Here is a 23603-nt window from a genome sequence, read left to right as displayed (position 1 = left end):
TCGGACGAAGGCTTGTTTGAATTGAACAGATGTATCGTTGCTTATCCTTACTTGCATGGAATCGCAACAATCTAATGTGGAAGTTAAATTTTAAATCGCTTCACAAGTTCTTGCAAATCCTGCGCCATTCTGGACAGCTCCTGGGACGAAGAAGCGATTTCCTCCATGGCCGCCATCTGCTCCTGAGCAGCAGCGGATGTAGTCTGTGAACTGTCCGCCGAACTGCGGGACAGACTTGCCAGATGGGTCACGGTAGCCGAAACCTCTTCCGTGCTGGCCGAGATTTCTTCAGCAGCAGCGGATACGCTTTGAATTTGCTCCACGATATGAGAGGTGGAGCGTTCAATATTCGCAAAAGCACCTTCTGCCTCTTGGCTGATGCGCAATCCTTCGCCCACCTGGTTACGAACATTGCCGTTCATTGTAGCGGTAGAGCGTTGAATCAGGTCCAGCATCTGCGTAATAATCTGACTGATGGAATCGGCGCTTGCCTTTGATTGCTCCGATAGCTTGCGTACTTCTATTGCGACCACGGCAAATCCACGCCCGGCTTCGCCTGCTCTGGAAGCCTCAATGGATGCATTCAGGGACAACAAGTTCGTTTGCTTGGCAATGGCAGCAATAGCGCTATTCATCTGCCTCGCATCGTCGGAGAGCTGTGACAGCTCATCCATTAGACCAGCTGTTTGGCTTACGGCTTCCAGAATGCGGTCCATCTGTGTTCGCACATTGCTGATCATTTTGCTGCCTTGGGCTACATCGTGCTCGGTTTGTCCTGCAGAATCCACGATGGAACTTGCCGATTCGGCAATGGTGCTGACACCTTTGGCCATTTCTTCAACGGCATTGGCGGTTTGCTCGGATGCCTCGGCGCTGGTGGCTGCATTTTCGGCAGATTCCATGACGGTTTCCGCTACATGCTGTACAGATTCCGTTGTTTGCTCCGTGCTTTCCTTGATCATCAGGGAAGAGGAAGTAAGTCGAGAGGACGTTTGATTGACCTCAGAAACCATCGTATGCAAGGCATGTGTCATCTGGTCGAAATTCTGGGCCAGGTCGCCGAATTCATCCTTACTGGACAGATTAACACGTTCAGTCAGATTTCCATCCCGGACGATACGTGTCCCTGCTTGCAGCTTGCGCAGCGGAATCAGGAATGAACGAACCATCAGGAAAATAATGATAGCAGCAACCAGTACGGATATGGCGATGACGATGAGGCTTTGTTTCAAAATTGGACGGGCAGCATCACTATAATCCTCCAGATCCGACAGTGCGATAATGCTCCATCCGGTGACAGGGTCCTTGAGTGTAAAGGCCAGCACGTCTCTATTCATAAATTGAATCTGTTTTATGGAAGGAGTATCATTTTCAGCGTTTTCCTCTACTTCGGGAAGTCCCTTAATAGTGTCTGTCGGTTTTTGACCCGAATTGTTAAAGGCTGCTCCAGCTCCAGACACAATTTTATGATTAGAATCAACAATAAAGACTCCCCCGCGTTCGCCAATCTTGACAGACTGCATGTTTTGACTCATCTTGTCCAGATTCAAGCCCAACGCAATAGCTCCTTGGCCGTCCTCCAGCGTTCTTGATATGGTCACCACTAAATTTCCTGTCGTGGAGCTCACATCTGGAACACCGACGAATACTTTACCCTTTTGCTGCATCGCATTTTTGTACCATTTTTTCTCTCTAGGATCATAATCGGTTGATTCTTTTTTCGGCGTACGAACATATTGTCCTTCCGTATTACCGAGGAACGCGGCATCCAGTTCGGGATGAGCTTTGATGATGACATCCAATTTTGCCTGAAGGGCCTCTTGATTGGAAGCAAGGGAATTGGACTCGACTTCAGTCGCAAACACGTCCAGGTCCTTCATAATAGGCGATACGTACTGATTGACATTGCTTCGAATCAGATACAGATTCGTGTACACAGAACTGCTCATTTGCTGACTGAGTTGCGTTGTAGCACCTTCATAAGAAAAGTATCCAATAAGTGCACTTGGAATCAATAATACAGTCAAAAAAGCTACAATCAATCTTGTTCTCATTAAATATAACTGTCTGAGAAATCTGGCCCACCACGGAATTGTTTGTTTTGCTTTAGTCATAGTTGTTCTCCTCTGTGTCTGATGATCACTACATTGTTTTATTCGACAAAAAGCAGTGGATTTTATAGATGTAATCTATGGCAAATGAAGAATAGTTGCATGTTTTAGACGTTTTTATTTAAAAATAGTTCAAAAGTAGCATGTTATGTATTAATACTTATACATAAAAAGCCAAATCGGAGACGCAAAAGCATCATCGCGATTTGGCTTAAGTTAGTATGAAATGGATATGAACTTACTTGTTAGTTTTTTTGCTGACGTGAAATCATAAACAGTGTAATCCAGATAAGCATAAAACCAGCCAGTTGTGCTATGGTAACAATTTGCTGGAATGCGATCCAGTTAATCACGACACCGACCATAGGAAAGCTCAATTCCGCCATGGTGGCATAAGACGCTTTGGTCGTGCTCAATCCCTTGTAATACAGCAGCAGGCTGAGAAGACCCGGCAGCAGTGCCTGCAATAACAGATTGATAATCACGGCTGCGCCCGCCCATGTACCAGCAGGCATATTCCACGGCGCATGCTCCACAGAGGTGAGGACAATCAGTATGGGGAGCGCCACCATGAAGCGCAGGGAGGTTACCGTCTCATATTTCATCGAGCGAAGCAAATAACTTCCCATCACAGTCGAGCCGCCCCACAAAACCGCTGCTCCCAGTGCCAGCAGACTGCCGACCTGAACAAAATTGCGAGCATGTCCGAAGGGGAGCGACCAGCCGAAGGTAAGAAGATACGTCCCCAACAAAGCGATAACAATAAGTATTCCAAAATTACGCGGCAGCATTTCCTTCAAAATAATACGTGCCAGAATAATAGCGACCAACGGTTGCAGCTTTTGAAGTAAAAGAACGGCATTCAAATCACCGTTGCTGAGTGCCATGGTGAAAATCACGCTGGCCAAAGCTGAACCGCCCCACGAGACGAACAAAATAGCAAAAACTTGACGGAGCCGTACTGCTTTAAGCTCCTCGCGGTGCTTCCACAGGATCGGTGCCAAAGCAATAAAAAGCAGCACGTGCTCCATCAGTACAATTTGAGCTGAGGTGAATGATTTTAACAAAATAATACGAAACAGCGGGTCAGCGCCCCACAAGGCCGCTCCAATCGCGACTAGCCAAAAACCGCTTTTCATGTGAGTACTGCGCTCAAAACCCTTGGAAGTTAGTACAGTTGATGTTTGACTCATATTCAATTAGCTCCTTGCGAATACAGGACCGGTGGCACAAAAACCCCCGTCCATGGCGAGAGGCCATGCAAGACGGGGGTTGATCAAATAAACTTGCCGCTTGTTGCAAGTTAAATGAAGCTGCTGCCGAATCAATTATGCAGCACTCATCCACTTCACGGCATGTTCATGCTTCGATCTTCTTCCATCCGGACTTTACCGTCGGCTTTGGCATCTCACCAAATCAGTCCGTATCCTGTTGCCAGATACAGAGTCGCGGGCTTAGCTCCATGAGCCATACCGCCGGTTGGGAATCACACCCTACCCCGAAGATCCTTATTCCGTTTTTAATTTCTCCTTTAGGATATACCCGTTTTAGAATGAAGTCCAGTGAAAAATGTGTGTACTTTTAAATATCCTTATACTCAATGCGGCGAATCGCTGCATAGGCGACAAGCATTCCCAGCACAGAAAATCCAATTTGCACGAGGGCAATGGAGCTAAGCGTAGGGCCGTTATTATTGGAGAAAAGCAATGCTACAATCAGGATGGAGGTCACAATGGTTGTGGGTACAGAATATTTTCGCATTCCCATATACAGCGGAACCAATCCCATAAAGCTGGTGGCAACGGCATTCATCAGCGTCCGCACTGACTGCTGACCCAATACAGCAAGCGTAAGCTGATCGGGTACAATAACGACAAATTGATTGAGCAGATGAATGGCAGCCGTAATGACAATTTCCGATATCATAATGGACAGGAACGTAAACAGTAGCACGACCAAGAGTTTGGCGATCATCAGCTTTTTACGGTGGATCGGGTACATGAACAAGATGGTAATTGATTTGGACTTGAATTCGTCTACAATAAAACGGCACAGCAACACGGATGCAAATACGATAAAGGTGCCTCTGACCAAGTTGTCCATGAGATCCAGAAGCTGAGTGTACCGTGTAAATTCGGGCGCTCCTCCCTCACTTTGGCTGTCCAGCGCAATGAGGCAGATCAGCCCAAGAATACAGGCATTGGCAATCAGAGCTGAACGGATGTATCCTGCCAAATGAAATTTTTTCAATTCTAGCTGCATCAATTTAAGCATGGAGATCACCCCCATTTAGCAGACGCAAAAAGTAATCTTCCAGCGTACTGTTTTTCTGATGAATGGAATCCACCTCAACATCATTGATAATGAGGGTTTTTGTAATTTGCTTTTGCGGTACACTTGTATCGTAAATACGTACATTTTGCTCGTTCAGTACCCGAATATTATTCAGATTCAGATGATGCGAGAGGACGTAGACTGCCTTTTTGCAATCGTTGGTTGAAAATTCGATGTATTCGGTATTGGTTTCCCGCACCTGTTCCATCGACACTTCCTCAATCAGCCGCCCGTGATTAATGACGCCCACCGTATCCGCAATCTGCTCAATTTCCGCTAAAATATGACTGGACACGAGCAGAGTCATCCCGTACTCTTTGCACAGCATGTGGAATAGCTGGCGAATTTCCTTGATGCCCACCGGGTCCAGACCATTAATCGGTTCATCCAAAATCAGCAGTTCCGGCTTGGTCGCTATGGCTCGAGCGATTCCGAGACGCTGCTTCATCCCCAAGGAAAAGTCCCTGACCGGCTTGTCACCCACGTTTCTCAGGTTCACGAGCTCCAGTGCATCCCGAACAGCCTGCTTGTTATAATAGCCCATGTATTCACAGTGTAGCTCCAGATTTTGCTGGGCCGTCAGCCTGTCATAAAAAATCGGGTATTCGATAATCGAACCCATCCGTCCGAGCAGATGATACGATTTGGGCGTCAATTTTTCACCGAACAATTCAATCTCACCCGATGTCGGCTTAAGCAGATTGGTCATCATTTTCATTATCGTTGTTTTGCCCGCCCCATTGGGACCGAGAAAGCCATAGGTTTCCCCCTTTCGGACATTCATACTGACCTCTGTTACAATTTCATGGCCCTTCAGAGCTTTGGTCAGCTGATGTGTACGTAATATATAAGTCATGGGTGTTCTCCCTTCGTATACTGTTGATGATTCAAGAATAAAGGGTGAAATATTCATTTTTCTTTCGTAATTCTTACAAATTTATTAAGTTCGATGAATAGTTAATAGTTGATTTTCTTTAAGGTAAAAGAGAAGACCGTCTGCTTATAAGGCTTGCTGGTCAATTGAATCTCTCCATTCATCGTCTCGACCAGGCGTTTGGCAATCGTAAGACCCAGTCCGCTGCCTTGTATCGCCTTATTGCGTGAGTCCTCCAGTGTGTACATGCGCTCAAAAACCTTGTCCTGCTCCGGTTCCTGTATGCCTTTCCCACGATCCCATACTTCTATACGCACGGTGTCCTGCTGTTCCGATAGAGTCAGTCCCAGTGTTCGGCCGTCAGATCCGTAGCGAATCGCATTAGAAATCAGATTGTTCAGCACCCGCCCAAATGCTCCTTCGTTCCCCAAGGCATAAACAGGATGCTCCGGGATATCAATATGCACGGCAACCCCCTGTGCGGTCAGCAGATCATAAAACTCCAAAATGCCGCGTCTGCACAGTTCACCCACCTCCAGCCGTGTCAGTGGAATGTCCGTATCATTGGCCTCCAGCTTCGCCAAGCTAAAAAAGCTGCCGATCAGTTCAATCGCTTCGTTTGTTTTTTGATGAATTTTGGATAGCAGCTTTGTACGTTCTTCCGGCGAAATATTCGGATCACCATCCAGCATCTCGGCATATCCAAGCACAACCGTAAGCGGGGTCTTGAGATCGTGCGAAATGTTTGAAATCATTTTGCGCATGGCGATTTGGCTTCGGTTGTAATCCACCGACACCCTGAGATTCAAATCCAGCAGACGGTTGATTTCCGTCATGAGCCGTTGCAGTTCAGCGTCATCTGTAACATATAGCAGCTTCTCCGCATGGTTCACCGTCACAATCCGCTCCAGTAGGGTTCGGACATCCTTAATACTACGTTTGTAAGCCACACGCTCCCGCCACAGCCATAAAATAATGACGGTCAGGATGATGACGACAATCCATTCCGACATGTTCTCGATGTTCATATCAGCCGTTCTCCCATTTGTAGCCGATCCCCCAAAGCGTCTTAATGTGGACAGGGTGGGAGGGATCTTCTTCGATTTTTTCACGCAAACGGCGAATATGGACGTTAATCACGTTCTCGTCGCCCATATAGTCCTCTTTCCAGATAAATCCGTATAATTGCGCTTTTGTAAATACGCGGTTCGGATTGGTTACAAACAGCTTGAGAATATCGGATTCTTTGGCTGTGAGCTGAATTTCATTGTCATTGCGAATGACGGTAAAATGATCCAAATCGATATGCAGCTTGCCATAGGTCAGGACTTGTGCTTTCGGTTGTTCCTCCTGATGTTGTTGACGAGCATATGTAGTGGATCTGCGGATCGCAGACTGAATACGTGCGATCATTTCCAACATCGAAAAGGGCTTGGAGACATAATCGTCCGCTCCAAATCCCAGTCCAAGCGCTTTATCCACGTCGCTATCTTTGGCAGACATAATCAAAATCGGCACAGCGCTGCTGGTGCGAATTCGCCGGATGACCTCCATGCCATCCACCTTCGGCATCATCAAATCCACCAGAACCAGATCGTAGGTGTGGCGAGCAAAAGCAAGCAGCCCTTCTTCACCGTCAGAAGCGGTGGTTAGCTTGTAGCCTTCTTTAGTGAGCGCCTTGTGTAGCATTTCGGCGATGGATAGATCGTCTTCAATGAGTAGTATGTGAGGATTCATAGGTGTGTATAGCACCTCCTAATTTTGGGGATCATTTTATGAATCGAATTGTTAGATGAACTGATTATATAGTGGATTGAGGAGGATTCCAATAAAAGTTCCTTTAAGATCCAATACTAAATACAATGAATAAAACATGCCAGTTATGGAATATGAGAAAAATGAAAATATCTAAGAGGAAAATTAGTTGAATGCTATGAAGTTGGTAACCAAATAGCCGAGATTATGAATAAAGATTAAAAAGACATCAAATGTTATGGTTTAAGTTCAACTTTTTTAGATCCAAAAAAAATTACAAATTTAAATACACGTAGTGTTAAAGTCAATGTATTTGAACTAGCAAATATATTTACCATTATACCTCCAATAAATCCATTACAATACAGAATAAAGGTCTATTTTGAGGACGGAATCCAATTTTAATGATAAAAAATCGTTGCCCTTGAAGTTACTTGAAATTTAAAAGATGAGATGCGAAGGGTTCACTTTTTCCCAACCTCTAAATGGAATGATACAGGGAATCACTTAGAGCCACAAGCCATTTAGGCGTTTTCCTCTGAAACTTAGAATAATGACTTGAGGTTGGGAAAAAATTGCGAAACCCTTGCGGCTGTAGTAAAATATGCTCATTGTTAAAAATGGAACCCTTGATTCTACTAGCCTTTAACCAGAACATAGGATGTATTGAAATATCGCTATAGTCCACATTACGTGCGGAACAATCTGCCTTTAACCAGAACATAGGATGTATTGAAATTTAATGAATTTAAAAGAATTTGGGGTTTACTTTGCACTTTAACCAGAACATAGGATGTATTGAAATTGCATCGCGATGGCTGCCGGGTCGTGGTTAATTGCTACTTTAACCAGAACATAGGATGTATTGAAATCAGGCACATACGCTGCGAATGAAAAGACGTTACTTGCTTTAACCAGAACATAGGATGTATTGAAATTCGGTAACGCCATCGGCTACGGCTCCATAATCCATACTTTAACCACAACATGAGATGTATTGAAATATGTATTGCTCAAACACGTCTTGCAAGGCTTCTTCCTTTAACCACAACATGAGATGTATTGAAATTTGATTTTAGGCATCAATAAATATGCTAAAATAAGATTACTGCTGACTTGTAAGGAGGAAAGAGTATGCATACGAATAGAGAAGAACTTCAACGAATATTAAAACAAGCAAATGAATTTGCCCGTAAGCAAGCAAAGGAAGCAGGAGCTTCTATTTACTATATTAAAAATGGCAAGCGTGTACGCGAAGATGCTAACGGACAAAAGTATGAAATCGTCTTTGATACTTTGGGGATTCGTAAAGAGTATGAATTCCATGAATAGTTCCACACCTGCAATGACGATTTTTGCTGGAACTAATGGTGCAGGAAAAAGTACAATCAGCTTACAAATGAAAGATTGGATCGGAACTATCATTGATCCTGATCAAATTGCCAAACAATTAAAGCCGGAGAACCCTAGAGGTGCAGATTTATCTGCCGGGAGAGAAGCGGTAAGGCGAATAAGATCCTTAATTAAAAACAAGGACAACTTTGCCGTTGAGACTACTTTATCAGGTACATTTGTTTTGAGACATATGCAGATTGCAAAGGATCATCATTATAATATTGTTATGTACTACATTGGACTTCAGGATGTACAGATGCATATTGACCGAGTTGCTTCACGTGTAGAGCAAGGAGGGCATTGGATTGCGGAAGAAGACATTCGTTGGCGCTATGGGCAATCTCTCAAGAATTTGAAACCAGCTCTCTCTATTGCTGATCAGGTTACTATTATAGATAATACATTTGAACCTGAAATTATTGCGGAAATAGAACAACATAAATTAATCTTTTGTGCAGAAAATCTACCTGAATGGTCTAAAAATACATTGGCTTTATTTCAAGAATGAAATCGGATAGTGTACATCCAGCGATGTTCCATTGTCCGATTTTTGCTTTGTAAAAGGGCAGAAAGTCGATCGAAACTGGGATGCTACATTTATAGTTTAATTTTCAGCAATACTATAACTAAAATCATAAATTCCAATAAATTAAGGTATTTCATCGTGCGCGTAGGTAATTTCTTCTTATGCCTTACGTTTTATCCTTAGAAGCCATTTCGACAAAGCCGAAGGCCTAAATTTTTCCCAACCGCTTAAAAGGTATGAGACAGGGAATTACTTAGAGTGACAAGGGATTTAGACGCTTTCTCCACAATCAGAGGGCAGTGGCCTTACAGTTGGGAGAAAATTGCGAAACCCTTGTGGCTGTAGTAAAATAAGCACATTGCTAAAGGTGAAAATCTTGATTCTACTAGTCTTTAACCACAACATGTGATGTATTGAAATCATTATATTTAAGCTTGGCCCGTTTGTGCAAGTTATCTTTAACCACAACATGTGATGTATTGAAATTTGAGTATGCCAAGGCGACTAAGGGTAAGCAGCAGCTCTTTAACCACAACATGTGATGTATTGAAATCAGGGACAGTAGGCAACAACAACTCAATCGGGCAATCTTTAACCACAACATGTGATGTATTGAAATTTTTAGAGGACAGTATGATTGATTTGGCGAATTTTGTCTTTAACCACAACATGTGATGTATTGAAATCTATATTCAGCTTGGAAATGCCCGACTTGCAACTCTACTTTAACCACAACATGTGATGTATTGAAATTTCGATTAGCCTCCCAATTTCTTTAATTCAGCCGACTTTAACCACAACATGTGATGTATTGAAATGTTTATTTGCACCGACTGCGAGTGTTGGCAATGAACTTTAACCACAACATGTGATGTATTGAAATAGGGAATGAAATATAGAAAAAGGCCCTGGCATAACTTTAACCACAACATGTGATGTATTGAAATGGCGTCCGGACAATGACCGGGATACGGATACTTTGGACTTTAACCACAACATGAGATGTATTGAAATAGGAAAATCACTAAACTATATGTCCGCTACCCTTTGCTTAACCACAACATGAGATGTATTGAAATAAATAGTCGATGACATGCGGTACGTCCAAGATAAACTTTAACCCCAACATGCGATGTATTGAAACACCCCCCTTTTGAACACTACACGATAATTGCCAGCCATCCACTTAAATACGTTAACAATCGACAAAAATTCGGGAATTTTGATTGATATTTAGGAAGAAAACATATAAAATTGGATTAAAATGTAACCATGGAGGAATTGCGTGTGAAAGAATTTGACTTTGGTGAAGTAACAGATCTTGATTCCATTGTCGGAATGCTAAAAATGGCTTTTTCGCTTGAGGAATGGGAACAAATGATTCAAATTGCAGACCAACTGCACACTTAAGTTCATCAGGTATACGAACAACAGCAGTTGGAACGTACAAAAGGTGGACAGCCTAGAACTTTACATAGTGAAACGACCACTTGTATACTACTTAGGATTTAGTCAATTAACCAAAGGTATAGCTTTTCAAAAACAAGGTAAGTATGAGTTCTCTAGAGAGTGTGTTGAAAAATACGCCGAACTGGGTTGGGTAGACAGCCTGAATGAAGAGGGATTACAAGAGGTGGAAGACTACCGAACGTTAGCTAAAGCGAGTACATACACCTTAGACTTACTACAAGGCAAAGAAGAGGTTCTACCGGAATATATTCAGTTCTTACATGAACATTCGGCTGAAGAGGTAATTCCGGGTATGATCACGATTCTAGAATCGGCAATTATGCATAATTACGACATCAATCCTATTTTGAAGGATTTTGCAGAAAGAGTCGGAGAATTAGGTGGTTTCTATAGAGAACCCCAAAATTTGAACTATTACGGTTGAATTCCTATATCAGTTCAGTATCTATAGATTCAAGGAGGGCAAACCGGGTCTTGGGATTGATGCCGTCCTAAGAGCAATTGAGTATGCTGACAGCTTAAAAGACGATACCAGTTTTAAAAAATGTGTTGCCCTGTTTGAATCCTACCGTAGTCTGGCAGTTAAGCACCAGAAAAAAGGTACAAATCCATTCAAAATAGCATTTTGGGGCGGGAAAAAGATCCTGCTAAAAATACTTTTTTCGATGACTCAATAGTCAAAATTGTTTAGCTTCATTTCTCCAACTCCATTCTTATCTTTTATTGAAAAAGCAAAAACCTCCTAAACCACTTAAAATGGTCAGGAGGTTTTGACATTTGGGTGCATTATTTTCACTCTAATATACTCTTTAAAACTCAAATTCTAAAAGGATGATTAATATGAAAGACCTCAGAAAAGTGGATTATATTGCCATTTTTATAATTATATTTGTAGGTTTCCTTGTAAATATCGTGGATATTCGAAATCAATCAATACTGCCTATTATTTTAAAATCGGTATTTACTTCTTTTTTAGTAAGTTTGGTATTGGGTTCAATTACTAATTGGCTATTCAGAAAGAAGTAGCTCACAGCCATTAGTAAGAATATATCCGGACAAAAAGAAAAGAAACATCGGATGTTACGGTCATAGTCTAGTTTTCAGTATTTTAAAACTAGAATTATAAATTTAAATACACCAAGTGTTTCATTCATTATGAGCAATTTTTTCTGATGCATTTTACATTATACTCTTAGGTAAGCGATCTCGACTAGACCAAAGGTCTATATTTTTCCCAACCTTATAACTAGCTAGAGAGAGGGGAATTCTTAGAACCACAGGGGATACAGCTATTTTTCTTAACACTTGGCAAGAAGCGACCTACGGTTGGGAAAAAATTGCGAAACCCTTGTGGCTGTAGTAAAATAACCACATTGCGATTTTAGAAAGCTTGATTTTACTAGCCCTTTAACCACAACATGAGATGTATTGAAATCCCTATGGATTGAGTTTTTTTATGGTGTCATTTTGACTTTAACCACAACATGAGATGTATTGAAATTTGCCTGAAAATTTCAAAACAGGTAGCCGGAGGGATCTTTAACCACAACATGAGATGTATTGAAATTGGTTGATCGGTATCTTCAAACGCAACATGAATAACTTTAACCACAACATGAGATGTATTGAAATAGAGCAAAATAACCAAGCGTTCCGTCAGGCTTCTTTCTTTAACCACAACATGAGATGTATTGAAATACCCTTTGTTTGCAAAGTCTCTCACAGCCGGGCTGTCTTTAACCACAACATGAGATGTATTGAAATTTTTGTATTCCCATGCTTCCTCGGCTTTACCTGGTCTCTTTAACCACAACATGAGATGTATTGAAATGTAACTGACCACGTAGGCTTCCTGCCAGTACGTAAACTTTAACCACAACATGAAATATACTCAGTCCTAAGCAGCGAAGCGGGCAAAATTGTTCTGGAGAAGCGTAAGCGTTTGCCTTTATCCCCGGATTTTAACCCTTGATGGGTTTATACAATCCAGAAAATCCGGAGATAACAGCAATCGGAAGAACAATCTGCACGTGTAGCGTTCTAAGTACCGTCGAATCTTATTTTAAAATATAGAAGTATAATGAAAAAAATATTTACAAATCATGGGGCAAGGTCTATACTCTATATCAAGTCAGGAGGTGAATATAGTGTATTACGAAATTCATATAACAACGTTAATAAAACAATCATCTCATCATCTGGAGATACCGGAGCGTATCGGAGCGTGGATTGGTCGGGCTGGGTTGAAGGACGAAGCGTTGAAGCAGACGCACTACGACAAGGAATACAAGCACTATACATTCGGATCACCTTTTCCGCGTGAAAAGGCGGGGGTATACAAGCAAGGTCGTGTATACGTCATTACGATCCGCAGTTCCTTAGAGATTACGTTACGTCGAATATCGGCAGCACTGCAAGCCTTACAGGAGGATGAATATTTCCAGTTTATCGCCGCATCCCCTGTGCAGTCCAAGAAGCTGGCGCATATTATCGAGCTTACCACTGTCACCCCTGCTATTGTAACCATTGAAGGCAAGCCGTGGGTACCCGGCCTGAGTGTAGAGCTTTTACTGCAACGGATTCATGCTAACGCGGAGAAGAAATATAATCATCTGTATCCAGATCAGCCTATTCGACTGGAGAAGCCTTTTGTGGAAGGGATTCAGGTGTTGAACCATAAACCGATTGCCTTAGCCTATAAAGGACGCAAGCTACTAGGTAATAAACTACGGCTGCTTGTCAGAGCAGACGAACATTCACAAATGCTGGCGAATGTTGCGTTAGGCTCAGGAGCGGCAGAAAAAAATAGCATCCTTGGGGCAGGCTTTTGCATCGCCAAGGGATTGGAATAACGCGGAAAGGAGGCGCAAGGGATGCTAAAGGATTTGACCAACAGCTATCTATTGGCAAAGAAAGAGTTTCCGAACATTACATTTGATAGGCACCGCCCCAAGGAAGGGCTGTATATTCGCCTGCGATTAGATCAAAGCTGGAATGAACAGGTCAGCCAGTTTGATAGCGAACATATGATCATTACCAAAGAAGAACCTGATCTAGCACACAATAAGCTTTTTGAGTGGTTCCAACAAAAAGATTATGTGAGCTCTCTGATCACCATGAACAAAGCGGTAGACCCCGGTAAGCAGCTCCATTCCAATAATCCGTATACGCTATATGCCAAACGGGATGTATTTTTAGCCGAAACGCAGACGGATGGAACTACGGCGATGCAAGCACATGTGGCCCGTTTTCTGGACAAGACTCAGGCAGCAGAGGTGCAGAAAAAGTGGGATGAGCTGATAGGTACCAAGAAGACTAGCAGCAAGAAAGTCAGTAAGGAAAGCAGCACCGAGACTATCTTCACAAGTTCTACGCAGCAATTTTTCTCCCAAACCGATTACGCTCCGGCACTGAAATATCTCGTAAGTGAGCAGCGCCAGACAAGTATTGCACAGATTGAACAATGGTACGCTACAAACCTGTCGGCTCTCATTGAACATATCCGAACCATTCCTTTTAAGAATTACGTTAAAATCTTTTTCACCTCAGAGTTTACTCCACTTAACTCATCTAACAGTAACCTATTTAACGAATCTTCCAGCTTGTATTCATGGGACGAAATGTATGGCTATGAATATTTGCTATATACCATCCCAAAAATCTTTAATAGTAATGACTATAACCAAATGGTAGACGGATCTTTGACAGGTCTTCCCGGTTTTAACATGAGCATGAACAGTAAGAAGCCATATTTGGAGCATAAAACAATGCGAGTTGGTGCGCCTGTCCGCTTATCATTGGAGGAAGCATTACGGGTAAAGGAAGCGACCGAATGGCTTATTTCTCAACCTAAGTTCAGAATGAACAAGTTTAGCTATTATACGGATTTTTCCAAAAGTATCTCGGACGCAGCAGAAGGCTACTTTTTTGTTTACGTGGAGGGCAAGGATAACGAAATACAGGACTATGAAAATGTACCTTTTTCCAAACAGGTTTATGTTAATATTCGGCTCAAGAATGCACTGGGTCTGATGACCAAAAATAATGATGGCGAAGCGTTTGTGAAGGATTACGGCTATCTGGAAAATGTGGAGCAGCTGCAAAAGGAAATCAGCAGACGCTTTTTTCGCGGACGGATGAACGGTGATTTTCTTCAAGATGAGCCGAAGGCGAGAGAAAAGGATTTTACCAGTGGGATGGTTGCATTATTTATGCAGAGCAAAAAGGGCTTCCATGACTGGTTTTTCAAGGGAACGACCGCCGCGATCCGTTCTCAATTTGCACGGGTAACGCTTCGTCTGTTGGAGGAACAGCTACTGCGGGTAGAACCAGCAGGGCAAGAGAAGTCGAAGCTGGATCTGAGTGGGTTGGCCGATGCGATGAATGTAAGACTTTCGCTAATGGCTCATTTGGAAGGGGAGGAATACACAGCTATGGGAAATCGTCTGATTGAAGTGTCTAATAAACTCAAAGAAAAGCTGGACACCTTGGATAAGCGGAAACAGAAGGAAAACGCAGATGGAGCAGGGCAAACGGACCAGACAGCCTATCCAGAGCCGATCTATGTAGTAACAGATGATGAGTTTTATTATTTGGCGGGACAACTTGCTTTTTATTTGAAAAGTCAGTCTGAAGCCCAGCAGAAAAAAGGAGATTTACTCGGGCCTTTTTTCATGGCAAAGCGCAGTGGACAGCTTAAGAGACGTATCGAAGAAGCGTATCATTTGCATCGCCACAAAATACTGCTGAAATATACTAAATTAAATTGGGCTTTAGGCCAGATTTATGGATACCAGCCGGATAAGGAATTCCAGCATGAAGATGCAAGAGAAATGTTCCTGGCAGGGTTATTTTCGGACAACTGGTTCTGGAAAAAAGGCGAGAACGAGAAACCAAGCAGCGAAGGGGAGAACGGACATGGCGAAGAAAACTAATCGTGTGGTAGGACTAATCGGGATTGTCAGCCGGATGGCGAACTGGAATGCAGACTTTAGCGGGCAGCCAAAGACAACCAGCACGGGCCAAATTTTTGGTAGCGACAAGGCGTTAAAATACAGCATCAAGCGCTTATGGGCAGAGGAAGGCCAGAAGGTACTGTATATTCGTTCGTATAAAGTGAGCAGCGGCAAGGACAAGAAGGCGGACAAGGCAAAGGATGCGGATAAAGGGAAAGAAGAGAAGCTCCAGCCTCGTAATCTCGCAGAACGTTATGAATATCTTTTCGGTGAAGAAGTATCCAAAAATTCACGTGAAGTGCTGGGCAAGCTGTTTCAATGTGTGGATGTGATGAATTTTGGTGCAACGTTTGCGGTGAAGGATCAGAATATTGGTCTTGCTGGTCCGGTACAAATTGGTCAGGGCTTTAATAAATTTGATTGGTCGAATCTGGAGGTACAGGATATTTTATCTCCGTTTCGTAACTCAAATGAAAAGAGCGAGGACAATGACGCCACCTCGATTGGTAAAAAGAGAACGGTGGATGAATCCCATTATGTATATCCTTTTTCCGTCAATCCGAAGCATTATGATCACTATGTGGAACTGCTGGCAGCCGAGGGTTTTGAAGGGTATACGGAGGAAGCATATCAGGCCTTCAAAACGGGAGCTTTGACCGGGGCTACTTTGCAAAATACCAACAGTAAATCCGGTGCGGAAAATGCTTTTGCCCTATTTGTGGAATTTAAAGCGGGGAGCCCGGCGTATTTACCGAATTTGGACCCTTATGTGAAGGTAGATAAGGACAAGGATGGAGAGCAGACGGTTTATGATTTGTCGGCCCTTGCACCGCTTTTGAACGATGTAAACGAGGAAATTGAAACAGTAGAATTATACGTTAATCCGTATGCATCGCGTGTAGAGCTGGATTTTCCGGGGCTGCGGACGTTTAACATCTTTACACGCAGCGAGCTTCCTCAAGGCTAGAGGATGATTACATCGGGGAAGGAGGGAAGAAAGCATGCAGGCGTTATGCTTTGAGTTGAGCGGAGAAACAGCGTTTTTTAAAAAGCCGGATGTTAACGTATATGCGTATTTTACATACAGTCATATCCACAAGGTTGCATTATATGGCTTGCTCGGTGCGGTACTCGGACTTGGCGGCTATACGCAGCAGTATGAACGGAATATGGCGTTGGGCGGTAAAGCCAAGCAGGATAATCCGGCGATGCCGTACCCTGAATTTTATGAGGTGTTTCGTCATGCATCGGTGAGCATCGTGCCACACGGGGATCGAGGATATTTTTCGAAAAAAATCCAGATTTTCAACAACACAGTCGGTTATGCAAGCCAGGAAGAGGGCGGTGTGCTGAATGTGCGAGAGCAATGGTTGGAGCGTCCACGCTGGACGATCTACGTGGCAGATGATGGGGGAGTAGATCGGGAGGTATTTGATCGGCTTGCAGATTATGTACAGCATTCCAAGGCTGAATACATTCCTTATCTGGGGAAAAATGATCATCCGGCTACGATATCCAAGGCTCGATTAGTTGAGTTGGAGCCAGCGAGTGAACCGGAATATATCGACTCCCTCCGGGCTGCACATGTACTTGTGGATACGGGAGGATATGTGAAAGATGATCAAATGCAATCCTACTTGCAAGAGTATCTCCCCGTAGGGCTGAATACAGCCAACAACGGTTACATTCTGGAGCCGCTTGTATTTTCTAATCAGGAAATAGATACAGATGAGCTGAAAGCCGAAGATCTACAAAAAATGTACCGGGATGCTGACAATGACCGCACCTTGTATTTTATCTAAAAAAGGGCAGTCGCTTTCGTAGATGGAATCAACACCGGGTATTCTCCATTGTCAGGATGGGGAGCGCCCGGTTTTTTATATGGATTTTTTTAAATTGTACCCAAGGAAAAGAGGGAAGACGAATTGCGTATTCATGTATCCATACAGCATTGGCTAACGGAGGAAGGGAAAGGGAGGCTGAAGGCGCACACGGCAAAAGAAGAGGGGCTTCAACAGGATGAAATGCTGGAGGAGCATAGCGATCTGGTCATGCAACATGCTGAGATACTGATGAGGGATAATGGTGTGGAAGCTGCGGTACATAGGGCGCTGGATCGTCTCGGCATAGATGGAGAACCGCTGGATGAATCATTAAGGCTAATGATCATGTACTATTTTAGACAAGCCATTTATTTGCATGATCTTGGCAAGGTGAACCCGGCCTTCCAACGTATCAAAATGAAGAACAATGAAGTTAAAAGGAACGCTGAGTTGGGAGACAGTAACCATTCCATGCTGTCTGCTGTGCTTTACTTGCATATTCATTTGCGACAGGTGCAGGAATGGCATGATACAACAGAACTATATCCAAACCGTAAGAAGCATAAACGCAAAGTACTTGCATTCCTGCATCATCTTTTATATTCATTCGCGTATACGATCTCCCGCCACCATACGTATCTAGGAAACATGGATGAAGATATGGGAGGGCAGATCAACGAATTTGAGTTGAAAATAAAAAATCAATATAACCGGATCAAAGAGAATCCTGATTACATTCGCTATTATCGTGATCAGCAGGACTTGCTACAGAATGATAACGTATTTGGATGCATCCGTCTGGAAGGCAATAAACGTCAAAATAAAATACACAGGCCTTTTCCTTTCTATGTGTTGGTCGAGCTACTGTACTCCACGATGGTCGCATCGGATTTTCGGGCGACGTATCAATATATAGAGCAGCAAGTACCGGAGATGCATTATTTTGGAGAACGTCTACCACTGGAGCCCATACTGGAGGCTTATCGTCAGACGGGAATTGTGCAGGGGATTGAGTCCTATCGCCAAAATCCTGATGCCTCTGGCTTGTCTGAGATGAATCAGCTACGGGCGGCGTTGTTTATCGAAACAGAAAGACGGCTGTTGGAGCGGCTGCAAGAGCCTGTTTTTTATCTCGAAGCCCCTACGGGTTCAGGTAAAACCAACATGTCTATAAATTTGGCACTACATTTGCTGAATAGCGGCTTGGGACTGAACAAGTTAATTTATGTATTTCCGTTCAACTCTCTGATCGAGCAGACGAGACAGACGCTGAATGGAATTTTCCACAAGGAGCAGGTAAACGGCTATCGGGTGGAAGTTATTAATTCAATTACTCCGATGGTGACTGAGGGAGAACTAGAGGCAGAAGCTGCTTTGGAAGGGAAGGACACGGAGCCAGACAACACGGATTTCAAAAGGGTGCTGTTGGAGCGTCAATTGCTGCAATATCCGGTGACACTGACTTCTCACGTGAACTTTTTTAATTATCTATTTGGGACAGGACGAGAGGCCAATCTAGCCTTCGCCCATTTATGCAATAGTGTCATTGTACTGGACGAAATTCAGAGCTACCGAAATGAATTGTGGAAGGAGATTATTCATTTTCTACGATCCTTTGCGGATATTCTCAACATTAAAATTATTATCATGTCCGCTACCTTGCCGAATCTGGATTTGTTACTGGAGCAGCAGGATCATGAGGAGGCAATACAAACCTATACACTGGTGCAGAACCGGGATCGTTATTTTACCCATTCGTTGTTTAGAGAGCGCGTGAAGCTGGATTTTAATTTGTTGAAACAGGGCAAGATGCAGCCGGAACAAGTATTGGAGCATGTTGAATCTGTAATCAAGCAGCGAGAGCAAGATGGGCAAGGGAACAGGGTGCTGATCGAGTTTATCAAGAAAAAGACGGCACGCCAATTTTATAATCTGCTGCTAGAGCAGAATTTGGGCTTTGACGTTTATGAGCTTACCGGGGATGATAGCTTCTCCTATCGCCAAGAGCTGTTGCAGAAATTGGGGAAGGACGAACATGGGAGCTTTTATTTGAGTGATGTGATCGTTGTAGCAACACAGGTGATTGAAGCCGGGGTAGATATTGATATGGATGTGGGCTTTAAAGATATTTCTTTGCTGGATAGCGAGGAGCAATTTTTGGGACGACTGAATCGTTCTTGTCTGCGTGACTACTGCCAGGCTTATTTCTTTGATTGTGATCAGGCGAGCGGTATATATAAAAACGACTTGCGTGTTGCATTTGATCTCAAGGAAGAAGCGTATCAAAAAATGCTTGTAAGTAAGGATTTTAGTGGATTTTATGAGAATGTTATTCATGAAATCAACAAGTCTCGTGAAAAACCGGATCAACAGCATTGGAGCGACTTTACCCAAAAAGTACAGAAACTTGAATTTCCAGATGTACAAAAGCATATGGACCTCATACCAGATCAAAGTGTGACGCTGTTCTTGAACTATACCTGTCCAATGAAAGACGCTCCCCCGCTGAACGGTCAAGATGTGTGGGATGAGTTTGTTAGATTGTCAGACAAGCGGTTGGAAATGGACTATTCAGAAAGAATGATTCGCTTGTCTGTGGTGCGTGCTCAAATGAATAACTTTACTTTTATTTATCTGGTTCCCCACATGTATGCAAAATGGGGAAAGGTAAAGCCGGGGATATACACTTATAGTGTAGGTACTTTGTATTTCGTGGAGCAGGGTGAACAATATATGGATATGGACGAGAAGACGAATACCAAGAAGTTTAATCGTGCCAGGTATAAGGAAGATGAAGAGAGGCTTTTGCTATGAGAATTACCGGAACGTTGGTGAACTATTATGTACACTGCCGTAGACAATGCTGGTTGTTTGCCAACGGGATGAATTTTGAAGATGACAGTGAGGATGTACGAATCGGCAAGGTCATGCATGAGTTGCAAAGTGAAGGGAAGAAAAACCGCGAAGTTGCAATAGAAGGCATCAAAGTGGACAAGCTGACCAGCGACTATGTGACCGAAATCAAAAAGTCTGACGCTGATGTAGAGGCAACGAAATGGCAGACGCTGTATTACATGTATGTACTCAAGCAAAAAGGGATGGAGCGCAAGGGGAAAATCCAGTTCAGCGAGCGCAACAAACAGGCTAGTAAAACGATAGAGCTGGAACTGGATGAAGCGGCAGAACAGGCGATGGAGCAGTTGTTGGCTGAGTTGGAGCAATATTTACAGCAGGAGCAGCCCGATCCGGCGATACGTGAGAAAAAATGTACCCGCTGCGCCTATCTTGCCTACTGCTTTTTATAAGAAAGGAGGACGACAAAAATGTCCAAAACAGCGCCATCTACTAGATATATACGTACTCCGGGCACTTTGGGACGTGAAGATAATTCACTGACATTTCGGAGTGAAGAAAGAGGGATCGTACACCTGCCGATTCATGGATTGAAGGAGCTATATTTGCTGAATGAGATAACGTTGAACAGCAAGCTCCTGTCTTTTCTGTCGATGGCAGGGATTACAGTCCATTTCTTCGATTACTATGGTCATTTTAGAGGCACCTTTTATCCGAAGGACGCAAGGGTGAGCGGTAAGGTTAAGCTATTGCAAGCGAAAGCCTGTTTGGAGAGAAGAATACCTATTGCTGCTGCTTTTATTGGTGCCATTGCAGCTAACATCCATGAAGTGCTGTATCACTATTATAAACATGGCAACAAGGAGATCAAACCATATCTGGACTGGCTGAAAAAAGATGTACCACGATTATTAGATAAAATGGAGGATATTCCGAGACTGTTGAGTGTGGAAGGGGAGATTTGGAGACGGTTTTACGACACATTTAAGACATTCCTGCCCGAGGACTTTAAAATGAATAAGCGGGTCAAGCGCCCGCCGGACAATCCGCTGAATGCACTAATTAGCTTTGGTAATACCATTTTGTACACGAAAACGATTTCGCAAATTTACCATACCCATCTGGATCAGAGTATCAGTTTTCTGCATGAACCGAGCGATCGACGATTTTCCCTCAGTCTGGATTTGTCTGAGCCGTTCAAGCCATTGCTGGTGTACCGTACTATTTTTGAATTGGTGAACAACCGAAGAATACAAGTTAATAAGCATTTTGAAAAGGATTATAATTACTGTATTTTAAATGGGACGGGACGCGATGTATTTATCACCGCGCTTGAAGATCGGATGAAGCAGGTATTCGATCATGGCACACTTAAACGGAAGGTCAGCTATTTATCTGCGATTAAATATGATGCTTACAAGTTAAAAAAGCATATCGTCGAAGGAACGCCTTTTGTTCCCTTTTTGGAAAAGGAAAAGAGGTAAAGGATATGGCGAAAAATTATAACTATGTCATTCTGGTGTATGACATCGGAGAAAAGAGAGTGGGTAAGGTATTTAAAATATGTAAAAAGTATCTCGTTCATTTTCAGAAATCCGTATTTCGAGGTGAAATTACCCCCGCTAATTTAATTCAGCTACGCGCTGAGTTAAAAAAGGTTATTGATGAAGGGAACGACTTTGTTGCCGTTTTTAAGATGACAGGTGATTATGTTTTCGACGAGGAAATCATCGGTGCCCGCATGAATGATTCGGAGTCCTTATTGCTGTAATTTTCCCAACCGCCTTAGTAGACAAATAGCTGTTACTTCTTACAGCGACAAGGGTTAACGGGGATTTTCTATACCATTAGCTGCATCCGTCTTCCGGTTGGGAAAAAATTGCGAAACCCTTGGGGCTGTAGTAAACTAAGCACATTGCTGAATTTAAAAAGCTTGATTTTACTAGCCTTTAACCACAACATGAGATGTATTGAAATCGGATCGAGCAGATCCGGAAGAAACCATAGGAGCTTTAACCACAACATGAGATGTATTGAAATCTTTCTTTGCTATTTGAAAGTGAACAGTGCTAAGGACCTTTAACCACAACATGAGATGTATTGAAATCGTATTGGTGCTTCGGGTGCTTTCTGGCTCGCTCGCCTTTAACCACAACATGAGATGTATTGAAATAAAAGACTGTGACGATCTCCATGCCAAAAGGCGAGTGCTTTAACCACAACATGAGATGTATTGAAATTCAAGTCGACACATTTCCTCATACCGCTTAATGAGTCTTTAACCACAACATGAGATGTATTGAAATGTGAGTGGGACAACCAATGTATCATCACGAACATCTTTAACCACAACATGAGATGTATTGAAATATGTGAATTCTACCGGATACGTACCAGCCGCAAAGGCTTTAACCACAACATGAGATGTATTGAAATAAGCACCATTAGAGTAATCATGTACATATTCAATTGCTTTAACCACAACATGAGATGTATTGAAATAAAGATTCCTCCAGCCCGAAAAGGTCCATGCTGCCACTTTAACCACAACATGAGATGTATTGAAATGTGTCAAACAGCTCCCAAATGCGAGGGCCTACCATGCCTTTAACCACAACATGAGATGTATTGAAATTACCTGATGCTGCTGGCCGTCCGGCTAAATCATATCCTTTAACCACAACATGAGATGTATTGAAATTTGACCTAGCAGCTTGTAGCTTGGGAAAAGGTACACTTTAACCATAACATGAGATGTACCCAAATATTCCCAACCCGAAGGCACTAAAATAGATTTTTTCCTGCCCCAACACAAGATGTAACCAACTTACTAGCAATATAATTTTCCCCTATATTATACTGAAAGAGTTTACAAGCCGATCTTAGGAATAAGGTGTTATGATATCTGGGACATGTTTTATGCAAGAGGTCAGACATGTCAATCATGAGCTGCGGCACAGGACCGTTAATAAAGGAGAGCAACGATGTTTGTTATACGGGGAACACAAAAACTGCTGAAGGAATGGGATACCGAGCCACTTCACGTTGATATTTATCCGCCTTTAAATAGTTGGCATGCCAGCTTGTTTTTACTGAATCGGAGAAAAAATATTGTGTTTATGCATGATGCAACCCGCTTTAGCATTACGCTGTTTGGCATTAAAAAATCGCAGTACAAAAATCTGCCGACTCTTTTTATTCAAACCTTGAAGGAATTCATGATTAGCGAAGGCTTTGATGAGCAGATCGTAGAGGCATACACCCAGGAAGGTGAGCAGATGCTGGCTACGACGACAAACAGCCATAGTGTGATGAGAACCTTGGAAGAGCTTATTTTTGTCATGAAGGAATTGGATATGGAGCATGGGTGCGAGCTGGAAAAAAACCAGTGCAACAACCGGATTGTGTTTAAAACGGTTCAATACCAGTATCCTGTTGATACTTTTAAAGAAGCATTAGAAAAACATTATAACCTAGAACGTGTTTGAGCGAATTGCTATCTTGGTC

The 23603-nt window shown here is 42.9% G+C and carries 19 protein-coding genes, 4 CRISPR repeat arrays and 1 riboswitch; of the genes, 13 read left to right on the top strand and 6 right to left on the bottom strand.

The genetic code is table 11. The features are described from left to right. Positions 1-83 precede the first annotated feature (83 nt). The 6 genes from KQI_RS0124235 to KQI_RS0124210 all read right to left on the bottom strand — a co-directional run bounded on the left by KQI_RS0124235 (position 84) and on the right by KQI_RS0124210 (position 7056). Positions 84-2114: a methyl-accepting chemotaxis protein gene (locus KQI_RS0124235; protein ID WP_010349472.1), complete on the bottom strand. Its 2031-nt coding sequence runs from the start codon at positions 2112-2114 to the stop codon at positions 84-86. 242 nt (positions 2115-2356) lie between these two features. Beyond that, positions 2357-3304 (bottom strand): DMT family transporter, encoded by a 948-nt coding sequence (locus KQI_RS0124230; RefSeq protein ID WP_010349471.1) that lies wholly within the window; start codon positions 3302-3304, stop codon positions 2357-2359. Between the two features lie 172 nt (positions 3305-3476). Next, positions 3477-3621, bottom strand: a riboswitch (FMN riboswitch). A 71-nt stretch (positions 3622-3692) separates the two neighbouring features. Beyond that, on the bottom strand, positions 3693-4385 hold the full coding sequence (locus KQI_RS0124225) for an ABC transporter permease (protein ID WP_010349470.1): 693 nt from the start codon (positions 4383-4385) through the stop codon (positions 3693-3695). Beyond that, entirely contained in the window at positions 4378-5301 is a 924-nt protein-coding gene (locus KQI_RS0124220; RefSeq protein WP_010349469.1) for an ABC transporter ATP-binding protein, read from the bottom strand. Before KQI_RS0124220 ends, KQI_RS0124225 begins: the two co-directional genes overlap by 8 nt. A 101-nt stretch (positions 5302-5402) precedes the next feature. After that, positions 5403-6347 (bottom strand): sensor histidine kinase, encoded by a 945-nt coding sequence (locus KQI_RS0124215; RefSeq protein ID WP_010349467.1) that lies wholly within the window; start codon positions 6345-6347, stop codon positions 5403-5405. A 1-nt stretch (position 6348) separates the two neighbouring features. Continuing rightward, the gene (locus KQI_RS0124210) at positions 6349-7056 is read right to left on the bottom strand and encodes a response regulator transcription factor (protein WP_010349466.1); all 708 of its coding nucleotides are present in this window, start codon (positions 7054-7056) and stop codon (positions 6349-6351) included. Between the two features lie 661 nt (positions 7057-7717). Further along, a CRISPR array of direct repeats spans positions 7718-8143; the repeat unit is 30 nt; unit sequence CTTTAACCACAACATGAGATGTATTGAAAT. Positions 8144-8208: 65 nt separating this feature from the next. Here KQI_RS0124210 and KQI_RS0124205 point away from each other — a divergent pair. The 13 genes from KQI_RS0124205 to KQI_RS0124145 all read left to right on the top strand — a co-directional run bounded on the left by KQI_RS0124205 (position 8209) and on the right by KQI_RS0124145 (position 23584). Beyond that, entirely contained in the window at positions 8209-8406 is a 198-nt protein-coding gene (locus tag KQI_RS0124205) for an MDR/zinc-dependent alcohol dehydrogenase-like family protein (protein WP_007429315.1), read from the top strand. Continuing rightward, positions 8399-8977, top strand: coding sequence for an ATPase (locus KQI_RS0124200; protein WP_010349465.1), 579 nt, complete (start codon positions 8399-8401; stop codon positions 8975-8977). Before KQI_RS0124205 ends, KQI_RS0124200 begins: the two co-directional genes overlap by 8 nt. 407 nt (positions 8978-9384) lie before the next feature. Beyond that, a CRISPR array of direct repeats spans positions 9385-10139; the repeat unit is 30 nt; unit sequence CTTTAACCACAACATGAGATGTATTGAAAT. Between the two features lie 143 nt (positions 10140-10282). Next, the gene (locus tag KQI_RS29580) at positions 10283-10405 is read left to right on the top strand and encodes a hypothetical protein (protein ID WP_277813537.1); all 123 of its coding nucleotides are present in this window, start codon (positions 10283-10285) and stop codon (positions 10403-10405) included. A gap of 43 nt (positions 10406-10448) precedes the next feature. Next, positions 10449-10889 (top strand): hypothetical protein, encoded by a 441-nt coding sequence (locus tag KQI_RS27490; RefSeq protein WP_050543732.1) that lies wholly within the window; start codon positions 10449-10451, stop codon positions 10887-10889. A gap of 981 nt (positions 10890-11870) precedes the next feature. Then, positions 11871-12296: a CRISPR direct-repeat array (repeat unit 30 nt; unit sequence CTTTAACCACAACATGAGATGTATTGAAAT). A gap of 316 nt (positions 12297-12612) precedes the next feature. Continuing rightward, positions 12613-13317, top strand: a complete 705-nt coding sequence (locus tag KQI_RS0124185; RefSeq protein ID WP_010349461.1) for a CRISPR-associated endoribonuclease Cas6 — start codon at positions 12613-12615, stop codon at positions 13315-13317. Between the two features lie 21 nt (positions 13318-13338). Beyond that, positions 13339-15399 carry a hypothetical protein gene (locus KQI_RS0124180; RefSeq protein ID WP_010349460.1) on the top strand — a complete coding sequence of 687 codons (2061 nt, stop codon included), beginning with the start codon at positions 13339-13341 and terminating at the stop codon, positions 15397-15399. After that, the gene (locus KQI_RS0124175; RefSeq protein WP_010349459.1) at positions 15383-16387 is read left to right on the top strand and encodes a type I CRISPR-associated protein Cas7; all 1005 of its coding nucleotides are present in this window, start codon (positions 15383-15385) and stop codon (positions 16385-16387) included. Before KQI_RS0124180 ends, KQI_RS0124175 begins: the two co-directional genes overlap by 17 nt. A gap of 34 nt (positions 16388-16421) precedes the next feature. Then, positions 16422-17222, top strand: a complete 801-nt coding sequence (cas5b, locus tag KQI_RS0124170) for a type I-B CRISPR-associated protein Cas5b (protein ID WP_010349458.1) — start codon at positions 16422-16424, stop codon at positions 17220-17222. 123 nt (positions 17223-17345) lie between these two features. After that, complete coding sequence (locus KQI_RS0124165) at positions 17346-20057, top strand: CRISPR-associated helicase/endonuclease Cas3 (RefSeq protein ID WP_010349457.1); 2712 nt, start codon at positions 17346-17348, stop codon at positions 20055-20057. Continuing rightward, complete coding sequence (locus KQI_RS0124160) at positions 20054-20548, top strand: CRISPR-associated protein Cas4 (RefSeq protein WP_010349456.1); 495 nt, start codon at positions 20054-20056, stop codon at positions 20546-20548. The genes KQI_RS0124165 and KQI_RS0124160 overlap by 4 nt, the downstream gene beginning before the upstream one ends. Before the next feature lie 18 nt (positions 20549-20566). Then, on the top strand, positions 20567-21580 hold the full coding sequence (gene cas1b / locus KQI_RS0124155) for a type I-B CRISPR-associated endonuclease Cas1b (RefSeq protein ID WP_010349455.1): 1014 nt from the start codon (positions 20567-20569) through the stop codon (positions 21578-21580). A 5-nt stretch (positions 21581-21585) separates the two neighbouring features. Next, positions 21586-21867, top strand: a complete 282-nt coding sequence (gene cas2, locus KQI_RS0124150) for a CRISPR-associated endonuclease Cas2 (RefSeq protein ID WP_007429325.1) — start codon at positions 21586-21588, stop codon at positions 21865-21867. A 176-nt stretch (positions 21868-22043) separates the two neighbouring features. Continuing rightward, positions 22044-22862: direct repeats of the CRISPR family, unit length 30 nt; unit sequence CTTTAACCACAACATGAGATGTATTGAAAT. A 218-nt stretch (positions 22863-23080) separates the two neighbouring features. Beyond that, the gene (locus tag KQI_RS0124145) at positions 23081-23584 is read left to right on the top strand and encodes a DUF6933 domain-containing protein (protein WP_010349454.1); all 504 of its coding nucleotides are present in this window, start codon (positions 23081-23083) and stop codon (positions 23582-23584) included. Positions 23585-23603 lie beyond the last annotated feature (19 nt).

The organism is Paenibacillus peoriae KCTC 3763 (assembly GCF_000236805.1).
Lineage (GTDB): Bacteria > Bacillota > Bacilli > Paenibacillales > Paenibacillaceae > Paenibacillus > Paenibacillus peoriae.
This window is presented reverse-complemented; position numbering and strand designations above follow the sequence as displayed.

Excerpts from the sequence above, each read along its gene's own strand:
- KQI_RS0124235 (WP_010349472.1), bottom strand. The coding sequence starts at position 2,114 with ATGACTAAAGCAAAACAAACAATTCCGTGGTGGGCCAGATTTCTCAGA.
- KQI_RS0124230 (WP_010349471.1), bottom strand. The coding sequence starts at position 3,304 with ATGAGTCAAACATCAACTGTACTAACTTCCAAGGGTTTTGAGCGCAGT.
- KQI_RS0124225 (WP_010349470.1), bottom strand. The coding sequence starts at position 4,385 with ATGCTTAAATTGATGCAGCTAGAATTGAAAAAATTTCATTTGGCAGGA.
- KQI_RS0124220 (WP_010349469.1), bottom strand. The coding sequence starts at position 5,301 with ATGACTTATATATTACGTACACATCAGCTGACCAAAGCTCTGAAGGGC.
- KQI_RS0124215 (WP_010349467.1), bottom strand. The coding sequence starts at position 6,347 with ATGAACATCGAGAACATGTCGGAATGGATTGTCGTCATCATCCTGACC.
- KQI_RS0124210 (WP_010349466.1), bottom strand. The coding sequence starts at position 7,056 with ATGAATCCTCACATACTACTCATTGAAGACGATCTATCCATCGCCGAA.
- KQI_RS0124205 (WP_007429315.1), top strand. The coding sequence starts at position 8,209 with ATGCATACGAATAGAGAAGAACTTCAACGAATATTAAAACAAGCAAAT.
- KQI_RS0124200 (WP_010349465.1), top strand. The coding sequence starts at position 8,399 with ATGAATAGTTCCACACCTGCAATGACGATTTTTGCTGGAACTAATGGT.
- KQI_RS0124180 (WP_010349460.1), top strand. The coding sequence starts at position 13,339 with ATGCTAAAGGATTTGACCAACAGCTATCTATTGGCAAAGAAAGAGTTT.
- KQI_RS0124175 (WP_010349459.1), top strand. The coding sequence starts at position 15,383 with ATGGCGAAGAAAACTAATCGTGTGGTAGGACTAATCGGGATTGTCAGC.
- cas5b (WP_010349458.1), top strand. The coding sequence starts at position 16,422 with ATGCAGGCGTTATGCTTTGAGTTGAGCGGAGAAACAGCGTTTTTTAAA.
- KQI_RS0124160 (WP_010349456.1), top strand. The coding sequence starts at position 20,054 with ATGAGAATTACCGGAACGTTGGTGAACTATTATGTACACTGCCGTAGA.
- cas1b (WP_010349455.1), top strand. The coding sequence starts at position 20,567 with ATGTCCAAAACAGCGCCATCTACTAGATATATACGTACTCCGGGCACT.
- cas2 (WP_007429325.1), top strand. The coding sequence starts at position 21,586 with ATGGCGAAAAATTATAACTATGTCATTCTGGTGTATGACATCGGAGAA.
- KQI_RS0124145 (WP_010349454.1), top strand. The coding sequence starts at position 23,081 with ATGTTTGTTATACGGGGAACACAAAAACTGCTGAAGGAATGGGATACC.